21 protein-coding genes and 1 pseudogene are annotated in these 25,005 nt (G+C 73.3%); 10 read left to right on the top strand and 12 right to left on the bottom strand.

From position 1 onward, the window contains the following. Positions 1–2 precede the first annotated feature (2 nt). From AC0AIB_RS07720 to AC0AIB_RS07695, 6 genes are all read left to right on the top strand, one after another. Positions 3–953 carry an STM4015 family protein gene (locus tag AC0AIB_RS07720; RefSeq protein ID WP_328346832.1) on the top strand — a complete coding sequence of 317 codons (951 nt, stop codon included), beginning with the start codon at positions 3–5 and terminating at the stop codon, positions 951–953. A 1-nt stretch (position 954) separates the two neighbouring features. Further along, positions 955–2,052 (top strand): STM4014 family protein, encoded by a 1,098-nt coding sequence (locus AC0AIB_RS07715; RefSeq protein WP_465096307.1) that lies wholly within the window; start codon positions 955–957, stop codon positions 2,050–2,052. Next, positions 2,040–2,843 (top strand): STM4013/SEN3800 family hydrolase, encoded by an 804-nt coding sequence (locus AC0AIB_RS07710; protein ID WP_465096306.1) that lies wholly within the window; start codon positions 2,040–2,042, stop codon positions 2,841–2,843. Before AC0AIB_RS07715 ends, AC0AIB_RS07710 begins: the two co-directional genes overlap by 13 nt. Beyond that, on the top strand, positions 2,837–4,165 hold the full coding sequence (locus tag AC0AIB_RS07705; protein WP_465096305.1) for an STM4012 family radical SAM protein: 1,329 nt from the start codon (positions 2,837–2,839) through the stop codon (positions 4,163–4,165). Before AC0AIB_RS07710 ends, AC0AIB_RS07705 begins: the two co-directional genes overlap by 7 nt. Continuing rightward, positions 4,162–5,184: an STM4011 family radical SAM protein gene (locus tag AC0AIB_RS07700; protein ID WP_465096304.1), complete on the top strand. Its 1,023-nt coding sequence runs from the start codon at positions 4,162–4,164 to the stop codon at positions 5,182–5,184. Before AC0AIB_RS07705 ends, AC0AIB_RS07700 begins: the two co-directional genes overlap by 4 nt. Positions 5,185–5,437: 253 nt before the next feature. Beyond that, positions 5,438–5,623 (top strand): hypothetical protein, encoded by a 186-nt coding sequence (locus tag AC0AIB_RS07695; protein ID WP_328346822.1) that lies wholly within the window; start codon positions 5,438–5,440, stop codon positions 5,621–5,623. A gap of 110 nt (positions 5,624–5,733) precedes the next feature. Here AC0AIB_RS07695 and AC0AIB_RS07690 read toward each other — a convergent pair whose 3' ends face one another. From AC0AIB_RS07690 to AC0AIB_RS07660, 7 genes are all read right to left on the bottom strand, one after another. After that, positions 5,734–7,227, bottom strand: coding sequence for an MFS transporter (locus AC0AIB_RS07690; RefSeq protein ID WP_328346820.1), 1,494 nt, complete (start codon positions 7,225–7,227; stop codon positions 5,734–5,736). Further along, on the bottom strand, positions 7,224–9,008 hold the full coding sequence (locus AC0AIB_RS07685; protein WP_465096303.1) for an IucA/IucC family protein: 1,785 nt from the start codon (positions 9,006–9,008) through the stop codon (positions 7,224–7,226). Before AC0AIB_RS07685 ends, AC0AIB_RS07690 begins: the two co-directional genes overlap by 4 nt. Further along, positions 9,005–9,580: a GNAT family N-acetyltransferase gene (locus AC0AIB_RS07680; RefSeq protein ID WP_465096302.1), complete on the bottom strand. Its 576-nt coding sequence runs from the start codon at positions 9,578–9,580 to the stop codon at positions 9,005–9,007. Before AC0AIB_RS07680 ends, AC0AIB_RS07685 begins: the two co-directional genes overlap by 4 nt. Continuing rightward, entirely contained in the window at positions 9,577–10,869 is a 1,293-nt protein-coding gene (locus AC0AIB_RS07675) for a lysine N(6)-hydroxylase/L-ornithine N(5)-oxygenase family protein (protein WP_328346815.1), read from the bottom strand. The genes AC0AIB_RS07680 and AC0AIB_RS07675 overlap by 4 nt, the downstream gene beginning before the upstream one ends. Positions 10,870–10,915: 46 nt before the next feature. Continuing rightward, the gene (locus AC0AIB_RS07670; RefSeq protein ID WP_465096301.1) at positions 10,916–12,445 is read right to left on the bottom strand and encodes a pyridoxal phosphate-dependent decarboxylase family protein; all 1,530 of its coding nucleotides are present in this window, start codon (positions 12,443–12,445) and stop codon (positions 10,916–10,918) included. A gap of 173 nt (positions 12,446–12,618) precedes the next feature. Next, complete coding sequence (locus tag AC0AIB_RS07665) at positions 12,619–13,863, bottom strand: MFS transporter (RefSeq protein WP_465096300.1); 1,245 nt, start codon at positions 13,861–13,863, stop codon at positions 12,619–12,621. After that, positions 13,860–14,570, bottom strand: coding sequence for a siderophore-interacting protein (locus AC0AIB_RS07660; RefSeq protein ID WP_465096299.1), 711 nt, complete (start codon positions 14,568–14,570; stop codon positions 13,860–13,862). The genes AC0AIB_RS07665 and AC0AIB_RS07660 overlap by 4 nt, the downstream gene beginning before the upstream one ends. A gap of 58 nt (positions 14,571–14,628) precedes the next feature. On the opposite strand from AC0AIB_RS07660, the pseudogene AC0AIB_RS07655 reads away from it, so the two are divergent. Both AC0AIB_RS07655 and AC0AIB_RS07650 read left to right on the top strand, forming a co-directional pair. Then, positions 14,629–16,695: pseudogene (locus tag AC0AIB_RS07655) on the top strand (penicillin acylase family protein); the annotation flags it as partial. A gap of 36 nt (positions 16,696–16,731) precedes the next feature. Beyond that, positions 16,732–17,292 carry a GNAT family N-acetyltransferase gene (locus AC0AIB_RS07650; protein ID WP_465096342.1) on the top strand — a complete coding sequence of 187 codons (561 nt, stop codon included), beginning with the start codon at positions 16,732–16,734 and terminating at the stop codon, positions 17,290–17,292. A gap of 102 nt (positions 17,293–17,394) precedes the next feature. On the opposite strand, the gene AC0AIB_RS07645 is transcribed toward AC0AIB_RS07650, so the two are convergent. After that, positions 17,395–18,159, bottom strand: a complete 765-nt coding sequence (locus AC0AIB_RS07645) for an SDR family NAD(P)-dependent oxidoreductase (RefSeq protein WP_465096298.1) — start codon at positions 18,157–18,159, stop codon at positions 17,395–17,397. 54 nt (positions 18,160–18,213) lie between these two features. On the opposite strand from AC0AIB_RS07645, the gene AC0AIB_RS07640 reads away from it, so the two are divergent. Further along, positions 18,214–18,816: a TetR/AcrR family transcriptional regulator gene (locus AC0AIB_RS07640; RefSeq protein WP_465096297.1), complete on the top strand. Its 603-nt coding sequence runs from the start codon at positions 18,214–18,216 to the stop codon at positions 18,814–18,816. A gap of 97 nt (positions 18,817–18,913) precedes the next feature. Here the strand turns inward: AC0AIB_RS07640 and AC0AIB_RS07635 are convergent, their stop codons facing one another. The 4 genes from AC0AIB_RS07635 to AC0AIB_RS07620 all read right to left on the bottom strand — a co-directional run bounded on the left by AC0AIB_RS07635 (position 18,914) and on the right by AC0AIB_RS07620 (position 23,316). Beyond that, positions 18,914–19,093 (bottom strand): hypothetical protein, encoded by a 180-nt coding sequence (locus AC0AIB_RS07635; RefSeq protein WP_465096296.1) that lies wholly within the window; start codon positions 19,091–19,093, stop codon positions 18,914–18,916. 149 nt (positions 19,094–19,242) lie between these two features. After that, positions 19,243–21,015, bottom strand: a complete 1,773-nt coding sequence (locus tag AC0AIB_RS07630; protein ID WP_465096295.1) for a WD40 repeat domain-containing protein — start codon at positions 21,013–21,015, stop codon at positions 19,243–19,245. After that, complete coding sequence (locus tag AC0AIB_RS07625) at positions 21,012–22,922, bottom strand: nSTAND1 domain-containing NTPase (RefSeq protein ID WP_465096294.1); 1,911 nt, start codon at positions 22,920–22,922, stop codon at positions 21,012–21,014. Before AC0AIB_RS07625 ends, AC0AIB_RS07630 begins: the two co-directional genes overlap by 4 nt. A gap of 31 nt (positions 22,923–22,953) precedes the next feature. Continuing rightward, positions 22,954–23,316 carry a hypothetical protein gene (locus AC0AIB_RS07620; protein WP_465096293.1) on the bottom strand — a complete coding sequence of 121 codons (363 nt, stop codon included), beginning with the start codon at positions 23,314–23,316 and terminating at the stop codon, positions 22,954–22,956. 36 nt (positions 23,317–23,352) lie between these two features. On the opposite strand from AC0AIB_RS07620, the gene AC0AIB_RS07615 reads away from it, so the two are divergent. Beyond that, positions 23,353–24,753 (top strand): DUF4153 domain-containing protein, encoded by a 1,401-nt coding sequence (locus AC0AIB_RS07615; protein WP_465096292.1) that lies wholly within the window; start codon positions 23,353–23,355, stop codon positions 24,751–24,753. The last annotated feature ends 252 nt before the right edge of the window (positions 24,754–25,005 follow it).

Genomic DNA, 25,005 nt, shown 5'->3' with positions numbered 1-25,005 from the left:
CGATGAGCTTCGGTTCCCACGCAGAGACGTTCGCCGGCCGGCCGGTGGTCGAGTTCCCCGCCGACGGGCCGCTGCCCGTCGTCAACGGCGAGGTCTGCTGGCGGATCGCCGACTGGCACTTCGACGGGAACACCCGGCAGGACACCCTGTCGGCGCAGTTCCGGGACCGGTTCGACCGGTTCGTCGAGCAGGTCGGTGACCGTGTCGAGGCGCTGGTCGTCGGGGCCTGGGGATACGCGGCGTTCCACCACGCCCCGATCGCCCAGCTCTGCGCGGCGGCCCCCCGGTTGCCCCGGCTGCGGGCCCTGTTCCTCGGCGACATGACCTCCGAGGAGTGCGAGGTCTCCTGGATGCGGGTCGGCGACGTCAGCCCGTTGCTGACCGCGTACCCGCAGTTGGAGGTGCTGCGGGTACGCGGCGGGGAGGACTTCACCTTCTCCCCGGTGCGCCACGACCGGCTGCGCAGGCTGTCCGTGCAGACCGGTGGGCTGTCCCGGGAGTTCGTCGGCGCGGTGCTCAGCTCGGAGCTGCCCGCGCTGACCGACCTGGACCTGTGGCTCGGCACCGACGACTACGGCGGGAACACCACCGTGGCCGATCTGGAACCACTGCTGGCCGGCAAGGTCTTCCCGGCGCTGCGCCGGCTCGGGCTGCGTAACGCCGACATCACCGACGATCTCGCCGCCGCGCTCGCCACCGCCGCCGTGGTGCCCCGGCTGGAACGGCTCGACCTGTCGTTGGGCACCCTCGGCGACGACGGGCTCGCCGCGCTGCTGGCCGGGCAGTCCCTGACCCACCTGACCGCCCTCGACCTGCACCACCACTACCTGTCGGAGGAGGCCGCCAACCGGGTGGTCGCCGCGTTGCCCGGCGTCGAGGTCGACGTCTCCGAGCCGCAGGAGCCGGACGAGGACGACGGCGAACTCCTGCGCTACACGGCGGTGTCGGAGTGACATGCGACTGACCGTGGTGGGCAACCCCGACAACCGGCGGGTCGCGCTGTTCCGGCGGGCCGTGCGCGACACGGGGTTGCCCGATCCGGCGGTGCTGCCCTGGGCGCGGGTGCTCACCGGGGCAGCCCCGCCGGACGTCGACACCCTGGTCCGGGTCGACTCCCCCGGCGAGGACGCGGAGGTGGACCGACTGCTGCGCGGGGCGGCCACCCAGGCAAGGCACGGTGAGCTGGTCGGCCTCGCCGACACGTACGCCGGGCTGGTGGCCGGGATGGGCCGGGTGGCCGCCGGCGGCGCGACGCTGCTCAACCACCCGGACGACGTGGCGGTGCTGTGCGACAAGCGGCGTTGTCACGCGCTGCTGTCGGCGGCCGGGGTGCCGGTGCCGGCGGCGCTGCCCCCGGTGGAGGGCTATCCGCAGATGCGGGCGGCGATGGCGGCGGCCGGCTGGAGCCGGGTGTTCGTCAAGCCGGCGCACGGCTCGTCGGCGGCCGGGGTGATCGCCCTCGCGGTCGGGCCGCGCCGGGTGCAGGCGGTCACCACGATCGAGACCACCCCGGACGGGTTGTTCAACTCGTTGCGGCTGCGCCGTTACGACGACGAGACGACCGTGGCGGCGCTCGTCGACCGGCTCGCCCCGCAGGGGCTGCACGTGGAGCGGTGGCTACCCAAGGCCGGGCTGGCCGACCGGGTGGTCGACCTGCGGGTGGTGGTGGTCGCCGGTCGGGCCACCCACGCCGTGGTCCGGGCCGCCCGGGGACCACTGACCAACCTGCACCTGGGCAACGCGCGGGGCGACCTGGACGCGCTGCGGGCGGCGGCCGGGCCGACGGCCTGGGCGGCGGCGATGCGGACCTGCGAACGGGCGGCGGCCTGCTTCCCCCGGTCGCTGCACGTCGGGGTGGACCTGATGTTCCTGCTGGGTTGGCGGCGGCACGCGGTCGCCGAGGTCAACGCGTTCGGCGACCTGCTACCCGGGGTGCTGGCCGACGGCCGGGACACCTATGCCGAGCAGGTGCACGCGCTGACCAGCGGCCGGTGGGACCGGTGGCGGGCCACAGTGGCGGCGGAGCGGGAGACGGTGGGATGCGTACGCTGATCGGCAGTCACGACATCTGCCTGGTCACCCTGGACACCTTGCGCTTCGACGTGGCGTCCGAGCTGGCCGGGGCGGGGCGGACACCCAGGCTGGCCCGGGTGCTGCCGGGTGGGCGGTGGGAGCGACGGCACTCCCCCGCCAGCTTCACCTACGCCGCGCACCACGCCTTCTTCGCCGGCTTCCTGCCCACCCCGGTCGGTCCGGGCCGGCACGAGCGGCTGTACGCGGCGGCGTTCCCGGGCAGCGAGACGGCCGGCGCCGACACCTGGGTCTTCGACACCCCCGACCTGCCCACCGCGCTGGCCGGGGCCGGTTACCACACGCTCTGCCTGGGCGGGGTGGGCTTCTTCAACCGGCGCAGCCCGCTCGGATCGGTGCTGCCCGGCCTGTTCGCCGAGGCGCACTGGGAGCCGGCGTTCGGGGTCACCTCCCCCACCTGCCTGGACGCGCAGCTCGACCGGCTGGCCGAGGTGCTGCCCGGCCAGCCGCCCGACCGGCCGTTGTTCACCTTTCTCAACGTCGCCGCCCTGCACCAGCCCAACCGGCACCACCTGCCCGGTGCCGAGGACGACAGCCGGGACAGTCACGCCGCCGCCCTGGAGTACGTCGACTCCCGGGTCGACAGGCTGTTCGCCCTGCTCACCGGGCGGGGGCGACCGGTGTTCACGATCATCTGCTCCGACCACGGCACCGCGTACGGCGAGGACGGCCACACCGGCCACCGGATCGGCCACGACGTGGTGTGGACCGTCCCGTACGCCCACTTCACTCTGCGACCGGGGGAATGGTGACAAGCACCGGCACGGGCCTCGACGGCTCGCCGTACCAGCAGTACCTGTACGCGTACCCGCACAAGACCTCGTACCGGGCGCTGCGGCCCCGGCCGCTGCTGGCCGACGTGTGGCGGGCCGAGGCCCGGGACACGCTCTTCCTCTACGTGCACCTGCCGTTCTGCGAGATGCGCTGCGGCTTCTGCAACCTGTTCACCCGGGCCAACGCGCCGCAGGAGCAGGTGACGGCCTACCTGCGGCAGCTGCGCCGGCAGGCCGAGCGGGTCGCCGACGCGCTCGGCGACGACGCCGGGTACGCCCGGGTGGCGCTGGGCGGCGGCACCCCCACCTACCTGACCGCCGACGAGCTGACCGAGCTGTTCGACATCGTCACGGGCACCTCGGGGGCCCGGCTGCCGGGCGTACCGCTGTCGGTGGAGACCTCGCCGGCCACCGCGACGCCGGACCGGCTGGCGGTGCTGGCGGCGCACGGGGTCAGCCGGGTGAGCATCGGGGTGCAGAGCTTCCTCGACGTCGAGGCGCGGGCCGCCGGCCGGCCGCAGCGGCGCGACGAGGTGGAGGCGGCGCTCGGCGCGATCCGGGACGCGAGGGTCCCGGTGCTCAACATCGACCTGATCTACGGAATCGACGGGCAGACGGCGGCGACCTGGCGGGAGAGCCTGGACGCGGCGCTGGCCTGGCGGCCGGAGGAGCTCTACCTCTACCCGCTCTACGTACGCCCGCTGACCGGGCTGGGTCGGCGGGCGCACGGCCGGGCCGACTGGGACGCCCACCGGTCGGCCCTCTATCGGCAGGCGGTGGAGGTTCTCGGTGCGGCCGGCTACCGGCAGGAGTCGATGCGGCAGTTCCGCCGGGCCGACGTGCCGGATCTGGACGGCCCCGACTACTGCTGCCAGGACGACGGTATGGTCGGGCTCGGGTGCGGGGCGCGCTCCTACACCACCGCGCTGCACTACTCGTTCGACTACGCGGTCGGGGTGTCGCAGGTCCGGGCGGTGCTGGCCGACTACCTGGCCCGCCCGGCCGACGACTTCCGCCACGCCGAGTTCGGTTTCGCCCTCGACGGCGCCGAGCAGCGCCGCCGCTGGCTGCTCAAGTCGCTGCTGCGCGCCGAGGGGGTAGACGCGGCGGCCTACGCCGCCCGGTTCGGCCGGCCGCCGGCTGTGGACTTTCCCGAGCTGGGGCGGCTGGTCGCCCGGGGCTGGGCAGCCCCCGACGGGTTGCGGCTCACCGCGTCCGGGTTGGCCCGCTCCGACGCGATCGGCCCGTGGCTGACCTCCGCCCGGGTCCAGCAGGCGATGACCGGGTACGTGCCCCGGTGACTCCCGCCGCCCGGCCGCCGACGCCGTTGCCGCACCCCGCCGTCCGGTCGCCGACGCCGTTGCCAGATCCCGCCGTCCGGTCGCCGGCCACGCTGCCGGCGCACCCGGCCGCGTCGCTGCCGGTGCGGCGGGACGAGCCGGTCGCGGAGCTGGCGGTGCTCTACCGGGGGCCGCTGGCGAGCTGCAACTACGACTGCCCGTACTGCCCGTTCGCCAAGCGGGTCGACCCACCGGAACTGCTGCGGGCGGACCGGACCGCGCTGGGGCGGTTCACCGACTGGGTGGCGGCCACCACCGACCTGCGGCTGTCGGTGCTGTTCACCCCGTGGGGCGAGGGGCTGACCCGCAGCTGGTACCGGGACGCCATGGTGTCGCTCTCCCACCTGCCGCACGTCGGGCGGGTGGTCATCCAGACCAACCTGGCCGCCCGGGTGGAGTGGCTGGCCGACGCCGACCGGGCGAGCGCGGCACTGTGGACGACGTACCACCCGGGGCAGGTCACCCGGGGCCGGTTCCTCGCCCGCTGCGCACGCCTGTCCGAGCTGGGCGTCCGCTACTCGGTCGGGGTGGTCGGCCTGCCCGACCACCTGGCCGAGGCGCGGGCGCTGCGCGCCGCCCTGCCCGACGGGGTCTACCTGTGGGTGAACGCCGCCGACGGGCACCGCTACTCCGCCGAGGAGGAGGCGACCTGGACGGCGCTGGACCCGTTGTTCGGCTGGAGTGTCCGCCCGCACCCGTCGCGCGACCGGCCCTGCCACGCCGGGGAGACGGCGATCTCCGTGCTCGGCGACGGCACGGTACGCCGCTGCCACTTCCGGCCCGCCCCGATCGGCAACCTCTACGACGGGTCGTGGCGGGCCGCCCTCAAACCCCGGGCCTGCGATGCCGCGCTCTGTGACTGCCACATCGGGTACGTCCATCTCAAGCCGCTCGGGCTGCGCGACGTGTTCGCCGGTGGGGTGCTGGAACGGATTCCGGCCGCCTGGCCGGTGCGGAGCGTGTCCGGCCCCGGTCGCTGAGGAGGGGTCACCGGCCGGTTCGTCCAGAGTGGACTTCCACATCCGGACCGGACCGCCCGCCGTTGGCGTGCCCTCAGTACGATCGTCGATCGGCTGCCCGCGTGGGATGTTCGGCGTTCCACGCGGGCGGCACGGCACCACCGCCGTCCGCCAAAGCGCCCGGGGGACCCTGAATGTCGACGTCCGTGCTCGACCGGGTTCGTGAAGCCCACCGGCTGGGCAGTACCGTGCTGTCCCCGGCCGGACGAGCATCGTGCCGAGCGGCAGCGACCCACCGCCCCGGCTGGCGTTCTCCGCCTCGTCGGACGCCGATTTCCGCAGGAACCAACTGACCGGTTTCCGGGCCGTCCGCGAGTTGTTGCTCGCTCTGGAGCCGGCGCGGGACTTCGCCGGTCTGCGTCGGGTGGTGTCGGAGTCGGGTGACTACCTGTGGGTCTGACCCGAGCACTATCCGATCTACGACCCGGCCTGCCCCGACTCTGACCGTCCGGCCGGCACGGTCGGTGGCAGGGTAAACCCTGTCGGCACCGCTCGGTGGGGCACGACAGATCAGCGGGTGCGCTCGGCGCGGCGCAGCATTCCGGCGGCGAGCAGCCCACCGGCGAGCACCGCCACCGCCCCGGCGGTCTGCCCGGTGACCAGCGCGGACGCGAACGCGTCGGTCACCTGCGCGCGGTCGGCGTCGCCCCCGGCGGCGGCCAGCGCGGCCGGGTACGACGCGGCACCGGCCACCGCGACCGGGGCCAGCGCGGCGAACCGGGCGTTGAGCACCGCCCCGAGCACGGCGATGCCGAGGCTGCCCCCCACCTCGGCCATGGTGCCGTCGATCCCGGCACCGACCCCGGCCTTCGACGGCGGGATGGCGCTCATCACCGCCTCGACGATCGCGGGATTGGCCAGGGCACAGCCGAAGCCCATCACCAGCAGCCCGGTCAACAGCACCGCGTAGCCGTCGGAGCGGACGTGGGTGATCAGGGTCAGGCCGGCGGAGAGCAGCACCATGCCCAGCGCGATGGCCCCGGGCACCCCGAGCCGGCGGATCAGCCGGGCGGCGACCCCGCCGAGGTTGAGCAGCACGATGGACAGCGCGAACGGCACCATCCGCAGTCCCGCCTCCCAGGCCGGGTAGCCACGGACGAACTGGAGGTGCTGGGTGAGCAGGAACAGCGCCCCGGTGGACCCGAAGGTGATCAGGACGACCCCGGTGACCGCACCGACGAACCGGCGGTCGGTGAAGAAGTGCATGTCCAGCATGGGGGCGGCGATCCGCCGTTCCCACCAGACGAAGGCGGCCAGCAGCAGCACGCCGACGCCGGCCGCGCCGAGGATGGCCGGTGCGGTCCAGCCGCGTTCGGGGCCGTCGATGATCGCCCAGACCACACCGGTGAGGCCGGCGGTGGACAGCAGCACCCCGCCGACGTCGGGTCGCCCGCCGACCGGGTCCCGGGACTCCGGCACCAACGCCCGGCCGGCCACCAGGCAGACCAGCACGATCGGCACGTTGACCAGGAAGATCGCACCCCACGGCAGGTGGGCGAGGATGATCCCGCCGATCGGCGGGCCGGCGGCGTACCCGAGGGCGCTGGTGGCCGCCCAGAGGCCGATCGCCCGGGATCGCTCGGCCCCGTCGAAGACCTGCATGGCGACGGCGAGGGTGGCGGTGACCAGCAGCGCCCCGCCGATGCCCATGCCGGCACGGGCGGCGATCAGCTGGTCGCCGGAGCGGGCCAGCCCGGCGGCCAGCGAGCCGATGCCGAAGAGCACCAGGCCGGCGACGAGCATCCGGCGGCGGCCGTACCTGTCGGCGGCGCTGCCGGCGGTGAGCAGCAACCCGCACTGCACCAGCGCGTAGGCGTTGATCATCCACTGGATGTCGGTGGTGCTGGCGCCCAGCTCGGTGGTGAGCACCGGCACCGCCACGGTGAGCACGGTGTTGTCGAGCACCACTGTCAACTGGGCGAGGCAGAGCACCGCCAGGATCAGCCAACGGGACCGCAGTGGTGTCGCCGGGGCGGGCGGCGCGGCGGACAGCGCGGTGCTCATCGCGGCGGGGCGTAGCGGGCGAGCGGGTTGGTCAGGGTGCCGGCGAACTGGAGCGCCGCCGACGGGTCGGCCAGGTCGACCATCTGCTGGTTGTTGCGCAGTTGCAGCCGGTTGAGGCAGGACAGGGTGAACTCCCCGGCGAACAGGTCGTGCCGGCGCAGCCGGTCGGCCAGGTGCGGCACGCGAGCGGCGTAGTCGGTCGCGCAGTCGGCGACGGTACGCCAGAAGTCGTCCTCGTCGAGCACCCCCTCGCCGGCGAGCACGGCGTTGAGGTGCCGGAAGAAACAGTCGAAGACGTCGGTGAAGATGGTCAGCAGCTGCTCGTCCTCGGGAATCACCGCGCGGACCCGCTGCACGGGCGGCGGCAGGTCGGCGTCCGGGTCCATCACCACGATCTCCTCGGCGATGTCCTTGAAGATCACCCGCTCGACCACGCCGTCGTGCAGCACCAGGATGACGTTCTCGCCGTGCGGCATGAAGGCCAGCCGGTGGGCGTAGAAGCTGTGCAGCAGCGGCACCAGGTAGGCATCGAGGTAGCGGCGCAGCCACTCCTGCGGGGGCAGGCCCGACTCGGCGATCAGGGCGGCGGCGAGCGACCGCCCGTCGCGGTCGGTGTGCAGCAGGGCGGCCATGGTGGACAGCCGTCGGCCGGGGGCCAGGCCGGGCACCGGGCTCTCCCGCCACAGCGCCGCGAGCATCTTGCGGTACGGCGAGTAACGGTCGGTGGCCGCCTCGTACTGCGGGTGGCGGTAGCCGACGGCGGCCCGCTCCCGGATGATCGTCAGTCCGCTGCCGGCGAGCACCGGGTCGCCGGCGACCAGGTCGACGAGCCAGTCGTTGATCGCCGGGGTGGCCTCCATGTAGGCGGCCGACAGGCCCCGCAGGAAGCCCATGTTCAGCACGGACAGCGCGGTCTTGACGTAGTGCCGGTGCGGGGCGGTGACGTTGAAGAAGGTCCGGATGGACTGCTGCGGCAGGTACTCGTCGGGGGCCTCGCCGAGGCAGACCAGACGCCGCCGGGCCACCTCACCGGCGAAGGTGACGGCGAGCCGGTTCCACCACTGCCAGGGGTGCACCGGGATGAACAGGTAGTCGTCCGGGTCGAGACCGGCGTCGGTCAGGGTGGCGGTGAACCGGGCCAGGGTGTCCGGGCCGAGTTCGGTGCGCAGCAGGGTGGGGTAGTCGAGGTCGGCGGCGCTGCTGAAGGTGGCGTGATCGCGGTGCGCGGCGAGCCAGACCAGCCGGACCGGTCGACCGGCCTCCGGGGCGTACGCGTGGTATTCGTGGACGCCGAAGCCGATCCGGCCGTTGTTGGCCACGAAGCACGGGTGGCCCTCGGTCATGCCGGTCTCGATGGCCTGGAAGTCGGCTCTGGCCAGCTCGGTGGCGCTCACCGCCGGCCGGTCCAGCTTGTACGCGGTGCCGGCCAGGGTGGAGGTGATCTCCTCCAGATAGACGGGGAGCACCTGGTCGGTGAGGCCGAGGGCGGCACGCAGTTCGAGGCAGAGGTCGACGGCGTCGGGCGGCAGGTCCTCGTCGCCGCGCCGCCGGGTGATGCTGTCCGGGTCGACCCGCCAGTGGTCGAGGGCGAAGCGGCGGGCGGTGAAGCCGTACTCCACGGTGTCGTCGTCGGTGCGGACGGCCCACCGGCCGTCGCCGGTGGGCGCGGGCTCGACCAGGCGTTCGTGGGCGAACTCGGCAAGCGCCTTGGCGACCAGCAGCCGGTTGGCGCGGGCCCAGGTGGCGGGGGTCAGGTGGGCCACGGATGCGGCGGGGTTCACGCGGGCACGTCTCCTCGGGTGGCGGCCAGGAACTGGTCGCGGGTGCAGACGCTGAGCAGGGCGTCCTTCTCGGGTTTGCGGATCGGGCCGACGACGGTGAAGCCGACGGCGGCGTTGAGGGCGTGCACTGCGGTGTTGCGCACGTCGGGTTCGACCACCACCCGTCGGGTGGCCGGGTCGGCGAAGAGCCAGTCCAGGACGGTGGTGATGACGGCCCGGGTGAAGCCGTGCACCGGCCGGTCGGTGGGCGCGCACAGGAAGTGCATGCCGACGTCGCCGTCGACCGGGGGGTAGAGGCCCACCAGTTCGACCCGGGCCGGGTCGTAGCGTTCGGCGAGGAACGCCGGCTCGCCGCGCCAGAGCCCGAGGTACGCGTCGTGGTGCGGGTGGTCGGCGATCCGCCGGTACTCCCGGGCGACCCGGTCGACGTCGGCGTCCTGCATCAGCCAGAACGCCGACTTCGGGTGGGTCACCCAGCCGTGCAGCAGCCCGGCGTCGCCCTCCGGATCGAGGGTACGCAGCGCGAACCCACCGAGTGCGGGGTGGTGGCGGCGGTACACGACGTCGGTCACGAGGTGCCTCCGGTCGGGACGCCGAACTCCTGGAAGGCGATCCGGTCCTCGATCGGGTAGTGCTCGCGCCCGGTCAGCTCCCTGATGATCCAGGAGTTGCGGTACGGGCCCATGCCCAGGTCGGGTGAGGTGATGCTGTGGGTGTGGGTGCCGGCGTTCTGGAGGAAGACCCCCCGCCCGGTGTGGTCGATGCTGTAGTTGCGGGCCACGTCGAACCGATCGTGGGAGTCCCAGCGCAGCCGGTCGCGGATCGGGGCGAGGAACTCCGGCACCCGGTAGTGGTAGCCGGTGGCCAGCACCAGCGCCTCGGTGTCGAGGGTGAGGTCCCGCTCCTGCTCGACGTTGCGCAGCCCGAGGGTGTAGCGGCCGGCGACCTCGTCGTAGCGGGCGCTTGTCAGTTCGGTGTTGGTCAGCAGCCGGGTCGGCACCGGCCCGTGCACCCGGTGGGCGTAGAGCAGGTCGAAGATGTCGTTGATCAGGTCGGCGTTGATCCCCTTGAACAGGTTCTTCTGGGTGCCCTCCAGCCGGTAGCGGGTCGCCTCGGGCAGGGCGTGGAAGTAGTCCACGTAGTCCGGTGAGGTCATCTCCAGGGTGAGCTTGGTGTATTCGAGGGGGAAGAAGCGCGGCGAGCGGGTGACCCAGTTGAGCTGGTAGTCGTGGGCACCGAGGTCGGTCAGCAGGTCGTGGTAGATCTCGGCGGCGCTCTGTCCGCTGCCGACGACGGTGATGCTGCGCCTGGTGCGCAGCGCCGCCCGGTGTTCCCGGTAGCGGGAGTTGTGGACGACGTCGCCGCCGAGGCCCTGGCAGGCGTCCGGGACGTGTGGCGGGGTGCCGGTGCCGAGCACCAGGTGCCGGGCCCGGTGGGTGACCCGTTCGCCGTCGACCTCGGCATGCACCACGTACCGCTCGTCGGCGGGGTCGTACTCGACCGAGGTGACCCGGTGACCGAAGCGCACCGAGGGCAGTTTCGCGGCGGCCCACCGGCAGTAGTCGTTGTATTCGTGGCGCAGCGGGAAGAAGCTCTCCCGGATGTAGAACGGGTAGAGCCGGCCGACCTCCTTCAGGTAGTTGAGGAAGGAGTACGGGGAGGTCGGGTCGGCCAGGGTGACCAGGTCGGCGATGAACGGCGTCTGCAACCGGGTGGCGTCCAGCAGCATGCCGGGGTGCCAGTCGAAGTCGTCGCGGGCTTCGAGGAACAGGCCGTCGAGGTCGTCGAGCGGCGCGGTCAGGCAGGCAAGCCCGAGGTTGTACGGGCCCAGCCCGACGGCGATGAAGTCGTGGGTCGACACAGGGGTTTTCTCCAGGGCGGGGTGGTCAGCCGACGGGGCTGGACAGCTAGGCGGTGGCGCGGGTGCGGGCGTACCAGCCGGCGTGTTCGGCGATCAGGTCGAGCACGTGGGCGATGTCGTCCACTGTGGTCTCGGGGTTGAGCAGGGTGAGCTTGAGGTGGTGGGCGCCGTCGACCTTGGTGCCGGCCACCAGGGCCGCGCCGGAGGCGGCGAGCGCCTCGCGGGCGTACAGGTTGGCGTCGTCGACGACGTCGCGGCCGGCGCCGGGGGGCAGGTAGCGGAAGACCACGGTGCTCAGCTGCGAGCGGGTGACCACCTCGAAGCGGGGGTCGTCGGCGAGCAGCCGCCAGGCGGCGGCGGCGAGGTCGACCACCTCGTCGAAGAGCGCGCCGATGGCGTCCGGCCCCATGATCCGCAGGGTGAGCCAGAGCTTGAGGGCGTCGAACCGGCGGGTGGTCTGCAGGCTCTTGTCGACCTGGTTGGGGATCCGCCGCTCGGCCATCCGGGCCGGGTTGAGGTAGTCGGCGTGCCAGGTGGCGTGCCGCAGCACCCGCTGGTCGGCGACGACCAGGGCGCTGGAGCTGACCGGCTGGAAGAACGACTTGTGGTAGTCGACGGTGACCGAGTCGGCCCGTTCGATGCCGGTGAGCAGGTGCCGCCGGGTGGGCGAGACCAGCAACCCGCAGCCGTACGCGGCGTCGACGTGCAGCCAGACCCCGGCGGCGGTGCAGATCTCGGCGATCCGGTCCAGCGGGTCGATGGTGCCGAAGTCGGTGGTGCCGGCGGTGGCGACCACGGCGAGCACGGTCTGACCGTCGCGGCGGCACCGGTCGAGGGTCGCGGCCAGGTCGTCGGTACGCATCCGCCGGCCGGCGTCGGTGGCGATGGTGAGCACCGCGTCGGCGCCGAGGCCGAGCAGCTTGGCGGCCTTCTGGACGCTGAAGTGGCCGGCGGTGGAGGTGACGATCCGCATTCGGGACAGCACCTCGGGCCGGCTGGGCCGGTCGCTGCCGCCGCCGACGATCCGGGCGTACGCCTCCTCCCGGGCCAGCAGCAGCGCCTGCAGGTTGGACTGGGTGCCACCGCTGGTGAAGACGCCGTCGGCGGCCGGGCCGAAGCCGATCCGCCCGGCGGTCCAGTCGACCAGCCGGCGTTCGATCAGGGTGCCACCGGCGCTCTGGTCCCAGGTGTCCAGGGATGAGTTGACCGCGCTGAGCACCGCCTCGCCGAGCAGGGCGGGGATGACCACCGGGCAGTTGAGGTGGGCCAGGTAGCGGGGGTGGTGGAAATAGACCGCGTCGCGCAGGTAGACGTCGTGCAGTTCGTCGAGGGCGGCGGCAGTGTCGGCCAGCGGCCGGTCCAGGTCGATGCCGGCGACCCGGGGGGCCAGCGCATCGGGGGTGATGCCGGTGCCGGGCCGGTCCACGGCGGCCACCCGGGCCGCCACCCGGTCGATCCCCTCGGTGACGGCCCGGCGGTAGTCCTCGACGGTGCCGGCGGTGAGCAGGTGGGCGCGGGGCGGGGTGGGACGCGTCCCGGTCACGGGGGCCTCGACTGTGGATCCGGGCAGGCTCATGGGCAGTCCTCGACGGTCGGTGACGGGCGCGGGCAGGGACGTTGGGCGTGCCAGGTCGTCCCGTCGACCCAGTTGATCTCACAAGTTAGGCTATCCTAACCTAAGTTGTTGTCAACGCCGACACCCGGTGTGGTCGGGATCGAGTGGCCGGGGCCGCAGCAGCCGGGATCAGGTCAGCCGGGCACGGTGACCGGCGGGGCCACCCGCTCGGGTGGGCCGACCCGGACGGCCGGGAACCGGCGTTGGTGCCCCAGCCCCACCAGCACGCCGAGGGTGACCAGCACGATCGAACCGATCGCGACGGCGGGATACCCGAGCCGGTCGGCCACGGCCAGCCCGAGCGAGGCCGCCAGGAACGAACAGATCAACCCGAACGACGACAGCACGGTGAAGTCCGTCCCCCCGGTGCCCACCCGCGAGTAGTCCATGTTGACCACGTAGAGGACCACGTTGGCGACGGTGTACGCGGCCATGAAGCAGCACAGCGCGACCACCGTCGTCACCAGCGGGGCCCGCCCGTTCATCAACGGCAGCAGCAGCGCGGTGGAGACCGCGAGGGCCGCTCCCCCGACGACGAGCAGCCGCCCCCGGCCGAACCGGTCGACGCCGATCCCGGCGAGCAGGCCGGCGACGATCGCCGGGGCGCTGATCACCACCCCGGTGACGACCCCGATGCGGGCCAGCGACCAGCCCGCGTCGACAAGCGCCGGGGTGACCAGGGCGTAGGCCGCGCCGGCCCCGGTGTAGACCAGCGGCACCACGCCGAAGGTCCACAAGCGACAGCCGGGCTGGCCGAACACCGACAGCAACGCCCGGTACGCCTGCCCGGCACCGGCCACCCGGGCGGTCCGGGCCGGCTCCCGCAGCCGCCACACCACGAGCAGACCGACGGCGGTCAGCGCGACCAGCAGCCCGATCGCCGGCACCCAGCCGTACCTGTCGTAGACCAGCACGCACGCGCCACCGCCGAGCAGGTTGCCCAGGTAGCTGGCGGCGACCTGGATGCCGTTGCCGGTGCCCCGGATCCCCTCGGACAGCACCCGTACGGCGACCGCGTCGACGGCGATGTCCTGGGTGGCGGAGAGGAACACGTAGGCGGCGCAGATCGCCACCACCGGGCCGAGTTGCCGGGTCGGGTCGGCGAACGGCAACAGCGCCAGCAGGGTCAGCACCAGCCCGGCCTGCAACGGCAGCAGCCAGGACCGGTAGTGGCCGTGCCGACGGGAGCCGTACCTGTCGACCAGCGGCGCCCAGAGGAACTTGAGCGGCCAGACCAGGCCGACGAACTGGAGCAGGGCCAGGGTGTCCAGCGAGGTCCCGCCGTCGCGCAGGATGGCGGTGAGCCCGACGGTGATGAACCCGATGCCGAGGTACTGGGTGACGTAGAGCGTGGTGAGCGTGCCGAGGCGTCCCTTCACCTGGCGCTCCAGTAGCCCAGCGCGGTGAGCTGCTGCTTGCCCACGCCGAGGGTACGCCGGACGTGCCGGGTGAGGGCGCGGGTGCTGGCCGCCTCACCGGCCACCCAGTAGTGGGCGTCCGGCGCGGCCGGCAGCGCGGCGCGGACGGCATCCAGGAGTTGCCGCCCGTCCTCGCCGCGTGGGACCCAGGTGACCCGGTGGTGGTCGCGGGCGCGCGGGGCGAGCGTCCGTTCCCCGTCGTGGGCGTACTCCAGCCAGACCGTGGCGGGGATCCCGGGGGCGGCGTCGAGCAGGCTGTTCACCGCCGGCAGCGAGGAGGCGTCGCCGACCAGGTAGAGGTGGGCGGGTGCCGGGTCGGGCAGGGCGAAGGCGCTGCCCTGGAGGGTGGCGACGATGGTGTCGCCGACCTGCGCGCTGCTCGCCCAGCGGGCCGCGCAGCCGTCGTGCAGGGCGAACTCGAGGGTGAACCGGCCGGCCGCCGGCTCCGGGTCGACCAGGGTGTACGCCCGCTGGTGCGGGCGGCCGGCGTCGTCGAACCAGAGTCGGATCCACATGGTGGGGTGCACCTTGCCCGCCGCCAGCAGGCCGCCGTCGTCCATCAGCAGACGCTTGTAGTGCCCGCCTACCGACTCCGTGCCCCGCACGGTCAGCCGGAAGTCCCGGCCGCCCATGGCCTTGAGCACCAGGGCCTCCCAGTTCCGTTTCACACGCCCTCCAGGTAAGGTCCGCCTAAGTTAGGCGAGGGTAACTTATCTAGGGAGTCCTGTGGAGAGTGGGACCGGCACCCCGCCGGGCGGGCGTCCGGCCGTCGGCGTACGCCGCGACCGGTGGGGCGTACCGCACCTGTGGGCGGAGACCGTCGACGAGCTGGCCCGGTGGCAGGGGCGGGTGGCCGCGACCGACCGGGCCTGGCAGGTGGAGGTCGAGCGTTGGCGGGCCGAGGGCCGGCTCGCCGCCCACGTCGGCCCCGCCGAGCGCGACTGGGACCGGTTCGCCCGGCGGGCCCGCCTCGACGACACCGCCCGGCGCTGCTTCGACCGGCTCACCCCGGCCACCCGGCGCTGGGTCACCGCGTACGCCGACGGGGTCAACGACGCGCTCCCCGCCGGCGCGGCGGCGGCACCGGAGTTCGCCGCCACCGGCAGCACCCCCGGCCGGTGGCGGCCCTGGTCACCGCTTGGCGTCTTCGCCGTCCAGCACATCCTGTTCGGCACCTTCCCGCAGAAGCTGTGGCACGCCCACGTCGCCGCCACCCTCGGCCCGGCCGCCCGTGACCTGTTCGCCGTCGAGGGGCCGGGTGGCTCGGGCAGCAACGCCTGGGCGCTGCCCGCCGACCCGGTGACCGGCCGCGCGCCGGTGATCGCCGGCGACCCGCACCGGCTGCTCGAACTGCCCGGCATCTACCAGCAGATCCGGCTGGCCTGCCCCGAGTTCGACGTGGTCGGACTGGCCTTCCCCGGGGTGCCCGGGCTGCCGCACTTCGGGCACGCCGGCGACGTCGCCTGGGCGGTCACCAACGCGATGGCCGACTACCAGGACCTCTACCGCGAGCAGCTGCGCCGCGACGGCGACCGGGTGCTGGTCCGCGACGCCGACGGCTGGGTGCCGGCCCACCGGCACGTCGAGCGGATCGAGGTACGCGGCGGCGCGACCGAGACCGTCGAGATCATCGAGACCCCGCGCGGCCCGGTGATCGACCACGACCGGCACACCGGGGAGGCGCTCAGCCTGCGCACCCCGGCCCGGGTGACCGGGAGTCTCGGCTTCGACGCGCTGCTGCCGTTGCTGCGGGCCCGGACCGCCGACGACGTCGCCGACGCGCTGCGCGGCTGGGTCGAACCGGTCAACAGCGTGCTCGTCGCCGACCGGCACGGGACGGTGCAGCAGCTCGTCGCCGGTCTGGTGCCCCACCGCGACGACAGGTGCCGGCGGGAACCGGTGCCCGGCTGGGACCCCCGCTACCGGTGGCGCGGCGACTACGCCGCCACCAAACCGGTCGCCGTCGGTGGACCGGCGGTCTGCGCCAACGACAGGCGTGACGACGTGGCCGACCTCGGTGTCGACTTCGCCCCGCCACACCGGGCCCACCGGATCCGCGAGCTGCTCGCCGAGGGCGTCGCCGCGCCCGCCGTACACATGGACACCCGGCGGGGGTCGACGGTGCTGCGCGGTCTGCTCGACCGGCTCGACCCGGGACCGCTCAGCGGGCCGGCCCGGCGGCTGCGGGACCGGCTGACCGGCTGGGACGGCCGGATGGACCCCGACAGCGTCGACGCCGGGGCGTTCGCCGCCTGGCGGGCCGCGCTGGTCCGCCGGCTCGCCGCGCACCCGGCCCTGGCTCCCCTGCACGCCCCCGGCGGCTACGACCCGCTCTTCACGCCGTGGACCGACCCGCTGGCCCGGATCGGGCACGCCGTGGAGGGGGTGGTCGCCGGGCTTCCCCGCCTCGGTGGCGCGGTCGAGCCGCTCGCCGCCGCCGCGCTGGAGGAGGTCGCGGCCGGTGACCCTCCCGACGCCTGGGGACGGCGGCACCTGCTGCACCCGCTGCACCTCGGGGTGTCCCCGGCGGTCGCGGACCGGGTCGCCGCGATGCGCGACGGCACCGCCCTCGGCGGCGACACCGACTGTGTGCTGGCCACCTCCAGCGTGCCCGGGGTCTCCGACGCGTGCTGGCGGGGGCCGGTCGCCCGGTACGTGTGGGACCTGACCGACCGGGCGGCGAGCCGGTGGATCGTCCCCTTCGGTGTCTCCGGCCGCCCCGACGACCCGCACTTCGCCGACCAGCTCCCGCTGTGGGCCACCGGTGGGCTGATCCCCGTCGAGACCGACTGGCGCACCCTGACCCGTTCCCCCCGAGACGAGGACCCCGTGACCTACCAGGAGAAGATCCCCGGCTTCGGTGAGCTGACCCTCACCGTGGTCGACCCGGCCGCCCACGCCGCGCTGCTGCACGGCTGGGTGACCGAGCCCCGCGCGGCGTTCTGGGGCATGGGGTCGCACACCGTCGAGGAGGTACGCGAGACCTACACGTTCGTCGACGGGCTGAGCACCCACCATGCGTACCTGATCGAACTGGACGGCACGCCGGTCGGCCTGTTCCAGAGCTACCAGCCGGAGGCCGACCCGGTCGGCGAACGCTACCGGGTGCGTCCCGGCGACATCGGCATGCACCTGCTGCTCGCCCCCGGGCGTCGCCCGCCGCGCGGGCTCACCGCCGCGATCGGTCCGGCGCTGGCCCGGTTCCTGTTCCGCGACCCCACCCGCCTGCGGATCGTGGTCGAGCCCGACGTACGCAACCGGTTCGCACTGCACCGGCTGCAGCGGGAGGGGTTCACCTTCGCCGACGAGATCGACATGCCCGACAAGCGGGCCCAGCTGGCGTTCCTCACCCGGGAACGGTTCGAGGCGGACCACCCGGCCCCGGCCTGAACCGACCGGCGGGCCAACAACCAACCGGCGGCCAGGCGGCCGGGTGGGCGAGCCCCGACCACACGGCCGTGAGGCACGCGGCGAGCCACGACCGGGCGGTGGTCAGGCGCGCGGGCCCAGGAAGAGACCGCCGCTGGCGTCGACGACCTGCCCGGTGACCCAGCGCGCGGCGTCGGAGGCGAGGAACGCGACCACGTCGGCGACGTCATCGGGCTCACCCAGCCGGTCCAGGGCCGTCATCGAGGTGATCAGCTCGGCCAGGCCCGGGGTGGCGAAGACCGGCCCGTTGGTCGCCGTCCGGGTGGCGCCGGGTGCGACCGCGTTCACCGTGATGCCCCGGGCACCGAGCTGGTGGGCCAGGGTCCGGGTCATCGTCTCCACCGCACCCTTGGTCATGGCGAACGACGTCTGGCCGGCGTTGGCCATCCGGGTCGCCACGGACGAGATCGTGATGATCCGACCACCGTCGCTGAGCAGGGGCAACGCCCGTTCGATGACGAAGTACGGCGCGCGGACGTTGACCGCGAACAGGTGGTCGAAGGCGGCCCGGGTGGTGGCACCGAGCGGGCCTGCGGGTGGCGCCGCCGCGTTGTTGACCAGGACGTCCAGTGGCCGTCCGGCGAGTCTCGCCTCGACCCCCGCGAACAGCGTCTCGACGTCGCCGTCCACACCCAGTTCCGCGCCGACGGTGTACGCCGTTCCGCCGGCCCGCCCGATCCGGTCGACGGTTGCCGTCGCGCCGTCGCGGTCGGTGCCGAAGTGCGCGACGACGACCGCTCCCCGCGCCGCCAACCGGATCGCGATCGCCTGTCCGACGCCCCGCGACGCGCCCGTCACCAGGGCCGTGCGGCCACTGAGGTCACTCATGCTGTTAGTTACTCCCAAGTTGGTAGTCACTATCACTGCGGTAGTGTCTACCACATGAGTGAACGGCACTCCACCCTGCGGGACCAGCGACGGGCTGAGACGCAGCGCATGATCCAGACGCATGCGGTGCGGTTGTTCACCACGCGCGGCTACGACGACACGACGGTGAACGACGTCGCCGCGGCTGCCGGCGTGTCCCCGATGACGGTCTACCGGCACTTCCCGACCAAGGAGGACCTCGTCCTCGCCGACCGGAACGGGCCACTGGTCGCCGAGCGGCTCGCCGCGACACCGGCCGGGCAACCCCTCGTACACCGGATCGGCAGCGCGCTCGTCGACTCGGCACGTACGCTGACCGCCTGCGACGACCGGTTCCTGCTGGCCCGCCTGCGATTGATGATCTCGACGCCCGCCCTGCGCGCCCGCCACCTGGACAACCACCACCTGCTGCAACAGGCCATCGTGGACGGTCTCGGGGACGACGCCGCCGACCCGGACGCGGCCTTCCGGGCCACGGCGGCAGCTGGCGCCTGCCTGGCCGTCATGCACACCGCGCTGGTGCGATGGGCAGCCGACGACGGGCGCACCGAGCTACCCGACCTGATCGCCACCGCGCTCGCGGCAACCTTCGGCGACGCCACGCCCCGACCGGATTGACCAGGGGCCCGGCCGGGCCCACGAAGCCGACGACCGTCGTGCCGCCGGGGCGGCAGCCGGATGCCATCGGCCGGGGCAACAGGCCACAGGACCGGGTTCAGCAGGTACGGATCCTGCCGTTGTGACCGGCCGGCACGAGCCGTCCGGCGTAAGTTCGTCCCTGCAACGGATCGGACGGCTGGGACGAGCGCATGTCGTCACCGGGATCGAGTTTCGGCCAGTGGATCTTGATCCATACCCCCGGCACGTCGTCGTCCAGCACCGGATCGAAGTTCACGGCCGCGGATCGGACCGTATGCGCCTGACCGGTAGCCGGGTTCATCCGGGGGAGGCAGCCACCGCAGCCCCGGCCACCATGGCCACCATCCGCTCCGCTGGGAAACCCGTGAAGAAACTCCGCACCGGTTGCCACGCACGCCGGATCAGTCAGCCACTGGCGGAAGGCCAGAGGTCGGGGTAGGTCAGTGCGGACGCGGTGGGGTCGGCTCCCTGGCCGGAGGGTAGCTCGGGGCAGAGACGCCGGTAGGGCTCCGACCCGACGTGGTAGGCCCATTCGCCGTCGGTCAGGTTCCGTCCCGCTCGGCGGCAGAGCTCGGCGGGCCAGGTGTCCGGGGTGGGGGTGAGGCGGGCGGTGTGGTCCCAGGAAGTGGTGGCCAGCGTCCTGCCGTCCGGGCTGAAGGCCACCGCCGTGACCCAGCCGACGTGACCGGTGAGACCGACGATCGTCCGGCCACGGTCGCGGTCCCACAGGCGGGTGGTGCCGTCCCGACTGCTGGTGGCGATGGTCTGCCCGTCCGGGCTGAACGCGACGGCGTTCACCTCTGCGGTATGTCCGGTCAGGACGGACGCCACCCGACGGGCGGCAATGTCCCACAGCAGGGCGGTGCCGTCGGCGGGGGCGATGGCGAGGGTCCGGCCGTCCGGGCTGAACACCACCGCGTTCAGGTGGCCGGTCCTGGGCGCCAGGGTGACGATGGTGCTGCCGACGTCAGAGTCCCAGAGCCGGACCGTGCCGTCGGTCGAGGCGGTCGAGGCGGTGCTGCCGTCGGGGCTGAAGTCCACGGCGTCCACCCAGCCGGTGTGGCCGGTCAGCACGGCGGACGCACGGCGGGTGGTCAGGTCCCACAACCGGGCCGTTCCGTCGGTGGACGCGCTGGCGAGGAGCTGGCCGTCGGGGCTGAAGGCGACGGAGGCGACGCCGTCGGTGTGCCCGGTGAGGGTGGCCTTCTGTTGGCGGGTGCTGGTGTCCCAGAGTCGGATCCGGCCATCCTTGTGCCCGGTGGCAAGGGTCGTACCGTCCGGGCTGAACGCCACGGTGAAGACGAAGCCGGCCCTGGCGTCGAGGACGGCGAGCTGACCGTGCCGGGCGGTGTCCCACAGGCGGACGGTGCCGTCCCTGCTTCCCGTGGCGACGGTCCGGCCGTCCGGGCTGAACGCCACCGCGTCGACGTAGCCGGTGTGGCCCCCGAGCGTGGCGACGGACCGGCTCGTCCTCGTGTCCCACTTGCGGGCGGTGCCGTCCCGGCTGCCGGTCACGACGGTCGTACCGTCGGGACTCGTCCCTACGGCGAGCACCTCGTCGGTGTGGCCGGCGAGGGTGGCCAGGGGCTGGTGCGTGGTGGTGTCCCAGATCCGCGCGGTGCCGTCCCAGCTTCCGGTCACCACGGTGCGGCCGTCGGCCCCGAACGCCACGGCCCGCACGACGCGGGTGTGCCCGACGAGGCTGGCCCGGGACTCGTGGGTCGTGGTGTCCCAGATCCGCGCGGTGCCGTCTGCGGAACCCGTGACGAGGGTCGTGCCGTCCGGGCTCAGCGCGACCGCGAAGACCTCGCCCGTGTGGCCGGAGAGGATCGTCGTCTGGCGGGTCGCCGTGTTCCACAGCCGGGCGGTGTTGTCGTCCCCGCCGGTGGCCAGGATCAGCCCGGTGCGGTCGAAGGTCACCGCGTTCACCGGGCCGTCGTGGCCGACCGGCACGGGCCGGGAAAGGCTGGTGCGGGTGTCCCAGAGCCGGACGGCACCGTCGGCGTGCCCGGTCGCGATGGTCGTACCGTCCGGATGGAAGGCCACCGCGTTGACTGCGGCGCGACCAGTCAACGTGCCGAGGGGTTGGTGGGTGGTCGCGTCCCACAGTCGCACGGTGCCGTCGACTCCCCCGGTCGCCAGCAGGCGTCCGTCCCGGGTGAAGGCGATCGCCGTCACGGCACTGCCTGGGCGAGCGCGGCGGTCGGGCCGGCGGTCCACAGCCGTACGGTGCCGTCGTCGCCGCCGGTGGCGACGGTGCCGCCGTCGGGGCTGTAGCCGACGGCGGTCACCGCGCCGGAGTGCCCGATCAGTGGCCGCGCGACGTGCATCGGGGCCGAGAGTGCCGCCTGCGCGCTGGCCACGGTCTGCGCCGTCACGGAGTGGCCGAGCCCGGCCAGCGCCAACAGGTTCGCCAGGTCAGGCTGGGTCGCCAGCACCGCGCGCGACTGGGCGGCCAGACTGCTGGCGACGGCGAGGTCGCGTTGGGCATTCGCCGTGACGGTCTGTACCACGGCGAGGACGGCCAGCAGGCTGACCGTGACCAGGCCCGCGACCAGGCTGCCGATGGTGACCCGCAGCCGCCGCCGGCGGCGGGCGTGGTCGCGGGTCTGCCGGGCCAGGCTGGCGGCGAGGAAGTCGCGTTCGGTCCCGTTGAGGGCTTCGGTGTCCCGGTCGGCCCAGCCTGCGAGCAGACTGCCCCAGTACAGGAACGCGTCGTCCTCGCCGTGCGTCGCCCAGTCGGTGGCGGCACCGGTGAGGCGGCGGTGGGCGCGTAGCGACTCGCGGTCGGCGGCGAGCCAGTCCCGAAGCGTCGGCCAGCCCCGGATGAGCGCCTCGTGGGCGATCTCCACGGTCTCCTCGCCGATCGTCACCAACCGGGCCGCCGCGAGGCGTTCCAGGACGTGCGCGGTGACGGCGTCGTCGCCGAGCTCCGCGCGGGCGACTCGCCGGCGGGTGTCTTCGGTGCCGTCGCCCAGCGCGGTCAGCCGCAGCAGGATCCGCCGGACCGCCCGGCGGTGCTCCTCGTCCAGCTCCCCGAACACCCGATCGGCCGACTGCGCGAGCGCGCCGTCCAGGCCGCCGGCCGCCTCGTAGCCGGCCAGGAACAGGCCGGCGCCCCGCCGCCGCCGCCAGGTCTCCCGCAGGGCGTGGGAGACGAACGGCAACACCGCCGGCCGGGACGCCGCCTCGGCGATGATCGTGGCGACGAGGGTCTTCTCCACCATCAGCCCGGTCCGGGCCGCCGGTTCGGTGACGGCGACCGACAGCTCCTCGGGCGTCATCGGGCCGACCAGCAGCTGCGCGTCCTGCAGCGCCGCCACCAGCTCGGGCAGGCGGGTGCAGTGCGCGTAGAAATCGGCCCGCAACCCGATCACCACCCGGGTGCGGCCACCCACCTCGCCCGCCACCGCGAGCAACGCGCGGATGAAGGTCTCCCGCTCGGACTCGTCCGCACAGAGGGAGAACACCTCCTCGAACTGGTCGACGATCAGCAGACCGTCGGCGCCCGGAGCCACCGGGTTGTCCGCCAGCTCCCGCACCGGGTGGGCACCGGGGGTGATCACCGCGGTCGGCAGATCCTCGTTCGCGCACCAGGCCGGCAGCAGCCCGGCCCTCAGCAGGGACGACTTACCCGAGCCCGACGGCCCGACCACCGCGACGAACCGGTGCCGGGCCAGCCGGTCCGTGAGGTCGGCGACGAGGCGGTCCCGACCGCAGAACAGGTCCGCGTCGTCGGGTCCGTAGGCGGCCAGGCCCAGGTACGGCGGCCGGTCCCCGGCCTGGTCGTGGGCACCGGTCGCCGGTGGCGCCGCAGCGTCCAGTTCCGCGACCGCATTCCGCCAGCGGGTCGTCCACTCCTCGGGGTCGCCATCGCAGGCGCGGGCGTACGCCACCGCCACCGCCAGGGTCGGCAGCCGGTCACCCGCAGCGGCCTGCGCCAGCGCGGTCGCCGAGTAGTGCGCCCGCTTGGCCAACACGCGGTACGTCGGATTGCCCGCTGACTGCCGCAGCTCCCGTAAGGCGACGGCGAACCGCTGCGCCGGCCCCTCGCCCGGATCCACCGGACGCTCCGGACGCGGCATTTCCCACCCCCAACGACAGATGCGAATGCTATCAGCGGCCGTCGTCGAATGGCCTGGTCGACGGTTGTTTAGTTCCCACATCCGGAAACCGGACAACCTCGATCCACAGAAACGGCCGAATCGGTTGTCCACTGTTGTTTGTCCATACCGCACTTCCGAAGCCGGACAACCCGCCGCCCACTAGACACAGATCCGCAAGCCGCGTCACCGCGTCCGAAGGGAATCTGATGTCGTCGCCCGACACGACCGCCACGCCACCACCGAGCGAGCCACCCGAGCCGTCGTCCTCAGCGTCGTCCTCGCCCGAGCCTTCGTCGCCAGCGTCGTCGTCGCCCGAGTCCGGGCCGCCCGACGCCACGCCCGCGCCACGGCCCCGAGCGGCGATCACCGCCACCGCGGGCGCCGCGATCGTGGCGGCCGTCGCGCTGTCGTGGGACCGGCCGGGCATCGGGTGGCTGTTGACCGCTCTCGCCGTCGCCGCCGCGATAGTGGTCTCGGCCGGCAGCGGTTATGCGTGGTCCGGTCGTACTGCGGTCCGGACCGGCGAGGCCGTGGCCGTGGTGGCGCTGATCGCCGTGGGCGCGGTGCGCGCGGCGGAGTGGCTGTTCGTCCTGTGCATGCTTGCCGCTGGGGTGCTCGGCTGCGTGGCCCTGGCCGATCGCTGGTCGGCTGGCAGCCTGGTGGCCGCCCCGCTGCGGGGGTCGGTTCGGCGCCGGCCGCGCTGCGATGGCTGCTCAAGGACGCGATCAGGATCCGCGTTCAGGATCGGGGCGCGGCCCGGCGGACCACCATCGCCGGGCTGGTGGCGGTGGCGTTGCTGGCCGTGTTCGGGTTCCTGCTGGCCGAGGCGGACGCGGCGTTCGCCGAGGTGTTGTCCGTGCTGATCCCATCGGTCGACGGCGCCACCTCGGTGCAGTGGCTGGGGTCGGCGGTGGCCGCCGTCGTGGTGACGGCGGTCGCGGCTTACGGCCTGCTGACCGGCACGACCGTGCCCGAACCGGGGTCGCGGCTGGGACTGGTCCGCCGGGTCGAGTGGGCCCTTCCGGTCGGCGGACTGGTCGCACTGTTCGCGGGCTTCGTCGCGGTCCAGGCGACGGTCCTGTTCGGCGGCGGTGAACACGTGGCGAAGACCGCCGGGCTGACGTACGCCGAGTACGCCCGGGCCGGCTTCTGGCAGCTACTGGTGGTCACCGGGCTCACCGTGATCGTGGTGGGCGTAGCGGCCCAGATCGCGCCCCGGGCCACGGTGTCCGACCGGGTGCTGCTGCGCACGCTGCTGGGACTGCTGTCGGCCCTGACCCTGGTCATCGTCGCCTCGGCCCTCTCCCGGATGGCGGCCTACGAGCAGGCGTACGGGTTCACCCGGCAACGGTTGCTGGTGACCGTCGGCGAACTGTGGCTGGGAGTGCTCTTCCTGCTCACGCTGGTGGCCGGGATCAAACTGCGGGGACGATGGGTGCCCCGGGCCGCCCTCGCCGCAGCCGTCGGCGCGCTGATCGGCCTGGCCGTGCTCAATCCCGACGCGTTCATCGCCCAACAGAACGTGAACCGGTTCGAGAAGCACGGGATCGACGTGTACTACCTCAGCACCCTGTCCGCCGACGCCGTTCCGGCGTTGCAGAAGCTGCCGGAGCCGTACCGCTCCTGCGTGCTGGCCGCGATCACCAACGAACTGACCGGCGGCTCGGCACCCTCGTCGGGGTCCAACCGGGGCGACGCGTGGCAGGAGTGGAACCTGGGCCGCGCCACCGCCCGGACCCACCTCGACGATGACGCCCCGGGTCCGTGTTCGGCGGCGTACGGGCGGTACGACTTGCCTGACGCTGACTGAGCTCCCAGTAGTCGAGCGACCGCTCGGGGGTATGTGGGCGCGATCGGGTCTGTCAAACACGAACGCCACACTCCCTGCGCCAAGCCCTCGCCCCCGGCGGGAGTAATCGGATGAAACGCAGGTTCACTGGACGTTTGTTTCGCGTTCGGGGCAGTAGTGGCCGATTCATGTTTGGACATCGGTAGCGCGATATGTCCGAACCGGTCCAGTAAGAGCGCATAAAGGCAGACGCGCACCTGCCCGACTTCAGTG

The sequence above is a fragment of the Micromonospora sp. DSM 43699 genome, from assembly GCF_055517075.1.
Note: the sequence above shows the minus strand (reverse complement) of the source record. Positions and strands in the feature narration are given on the sequence as shown.

Coding starts and splice junctions, on each gene's coding strand:
- AC0AIB_RS07670 (WP_465096301.1), bottom strand. CDS start 12,445: ATGAGCCTGCCCGGATCCACAGTCGAGGCCCCCGTGACCGGGACGCGT.
- AC0AIB_RS07715 (WP_465096307.1), top strand. CDS start 955: ATGCGACTGACCGTGGTGGGCAACCCCGACAACCGGCGGGTCGCGCTG.
- AC0AIB_RS07645 (WP_465096298.1), bottom strand. CDS start 18,159: ATGAGTGACCTCAGTGGCCGCACGGCCCTGGTGACGGGCGCGTCGCGG.
- AC0AIB_RS07720 (WP_328346832.1), top strand. CDS start 3: ATGAGCTTCGGTTCCCACGCAGAGACGTTCGCCGGCCGGCCGGTGGTC.
- AC0AIB_RS07710 (WP_465096306.1), top strand. CDS start 2,040: ATGCGTACGCTGATCGGCAGTCACGACATCTGCCTGGTCACCCTGGAC.
- AC0AIB_RS07640 (WP_465096297.1), top strand. CDS start 18,214: ATGAGTGAACGGCACTCCACCCTGCGGGACCAGCGACGGGCTGAGACG.
- AC0AIB_RS07690 (WP_328346820.1), bottom strand. CDS start 7,227: ATGAGCACCGCGCTGTCCGCCGCGCCGCCCGCCCCGGCGACACCACTG.
- AC0AIB_RS07705 (WP_465096305.1), top strand. CDS start 2,837: ATGGTGACAAGCACCGGCACGGGCCTCGACGGCTCGCCGTACCAGCAG.
- AC0AIB_RS07625 (WP_465096294.1), bottom strand. CDS start 22,922: ATGCCGCGTCCGGAGCGTCCGGTGGATCCGGGCGAGGGGCCGGCGCAG.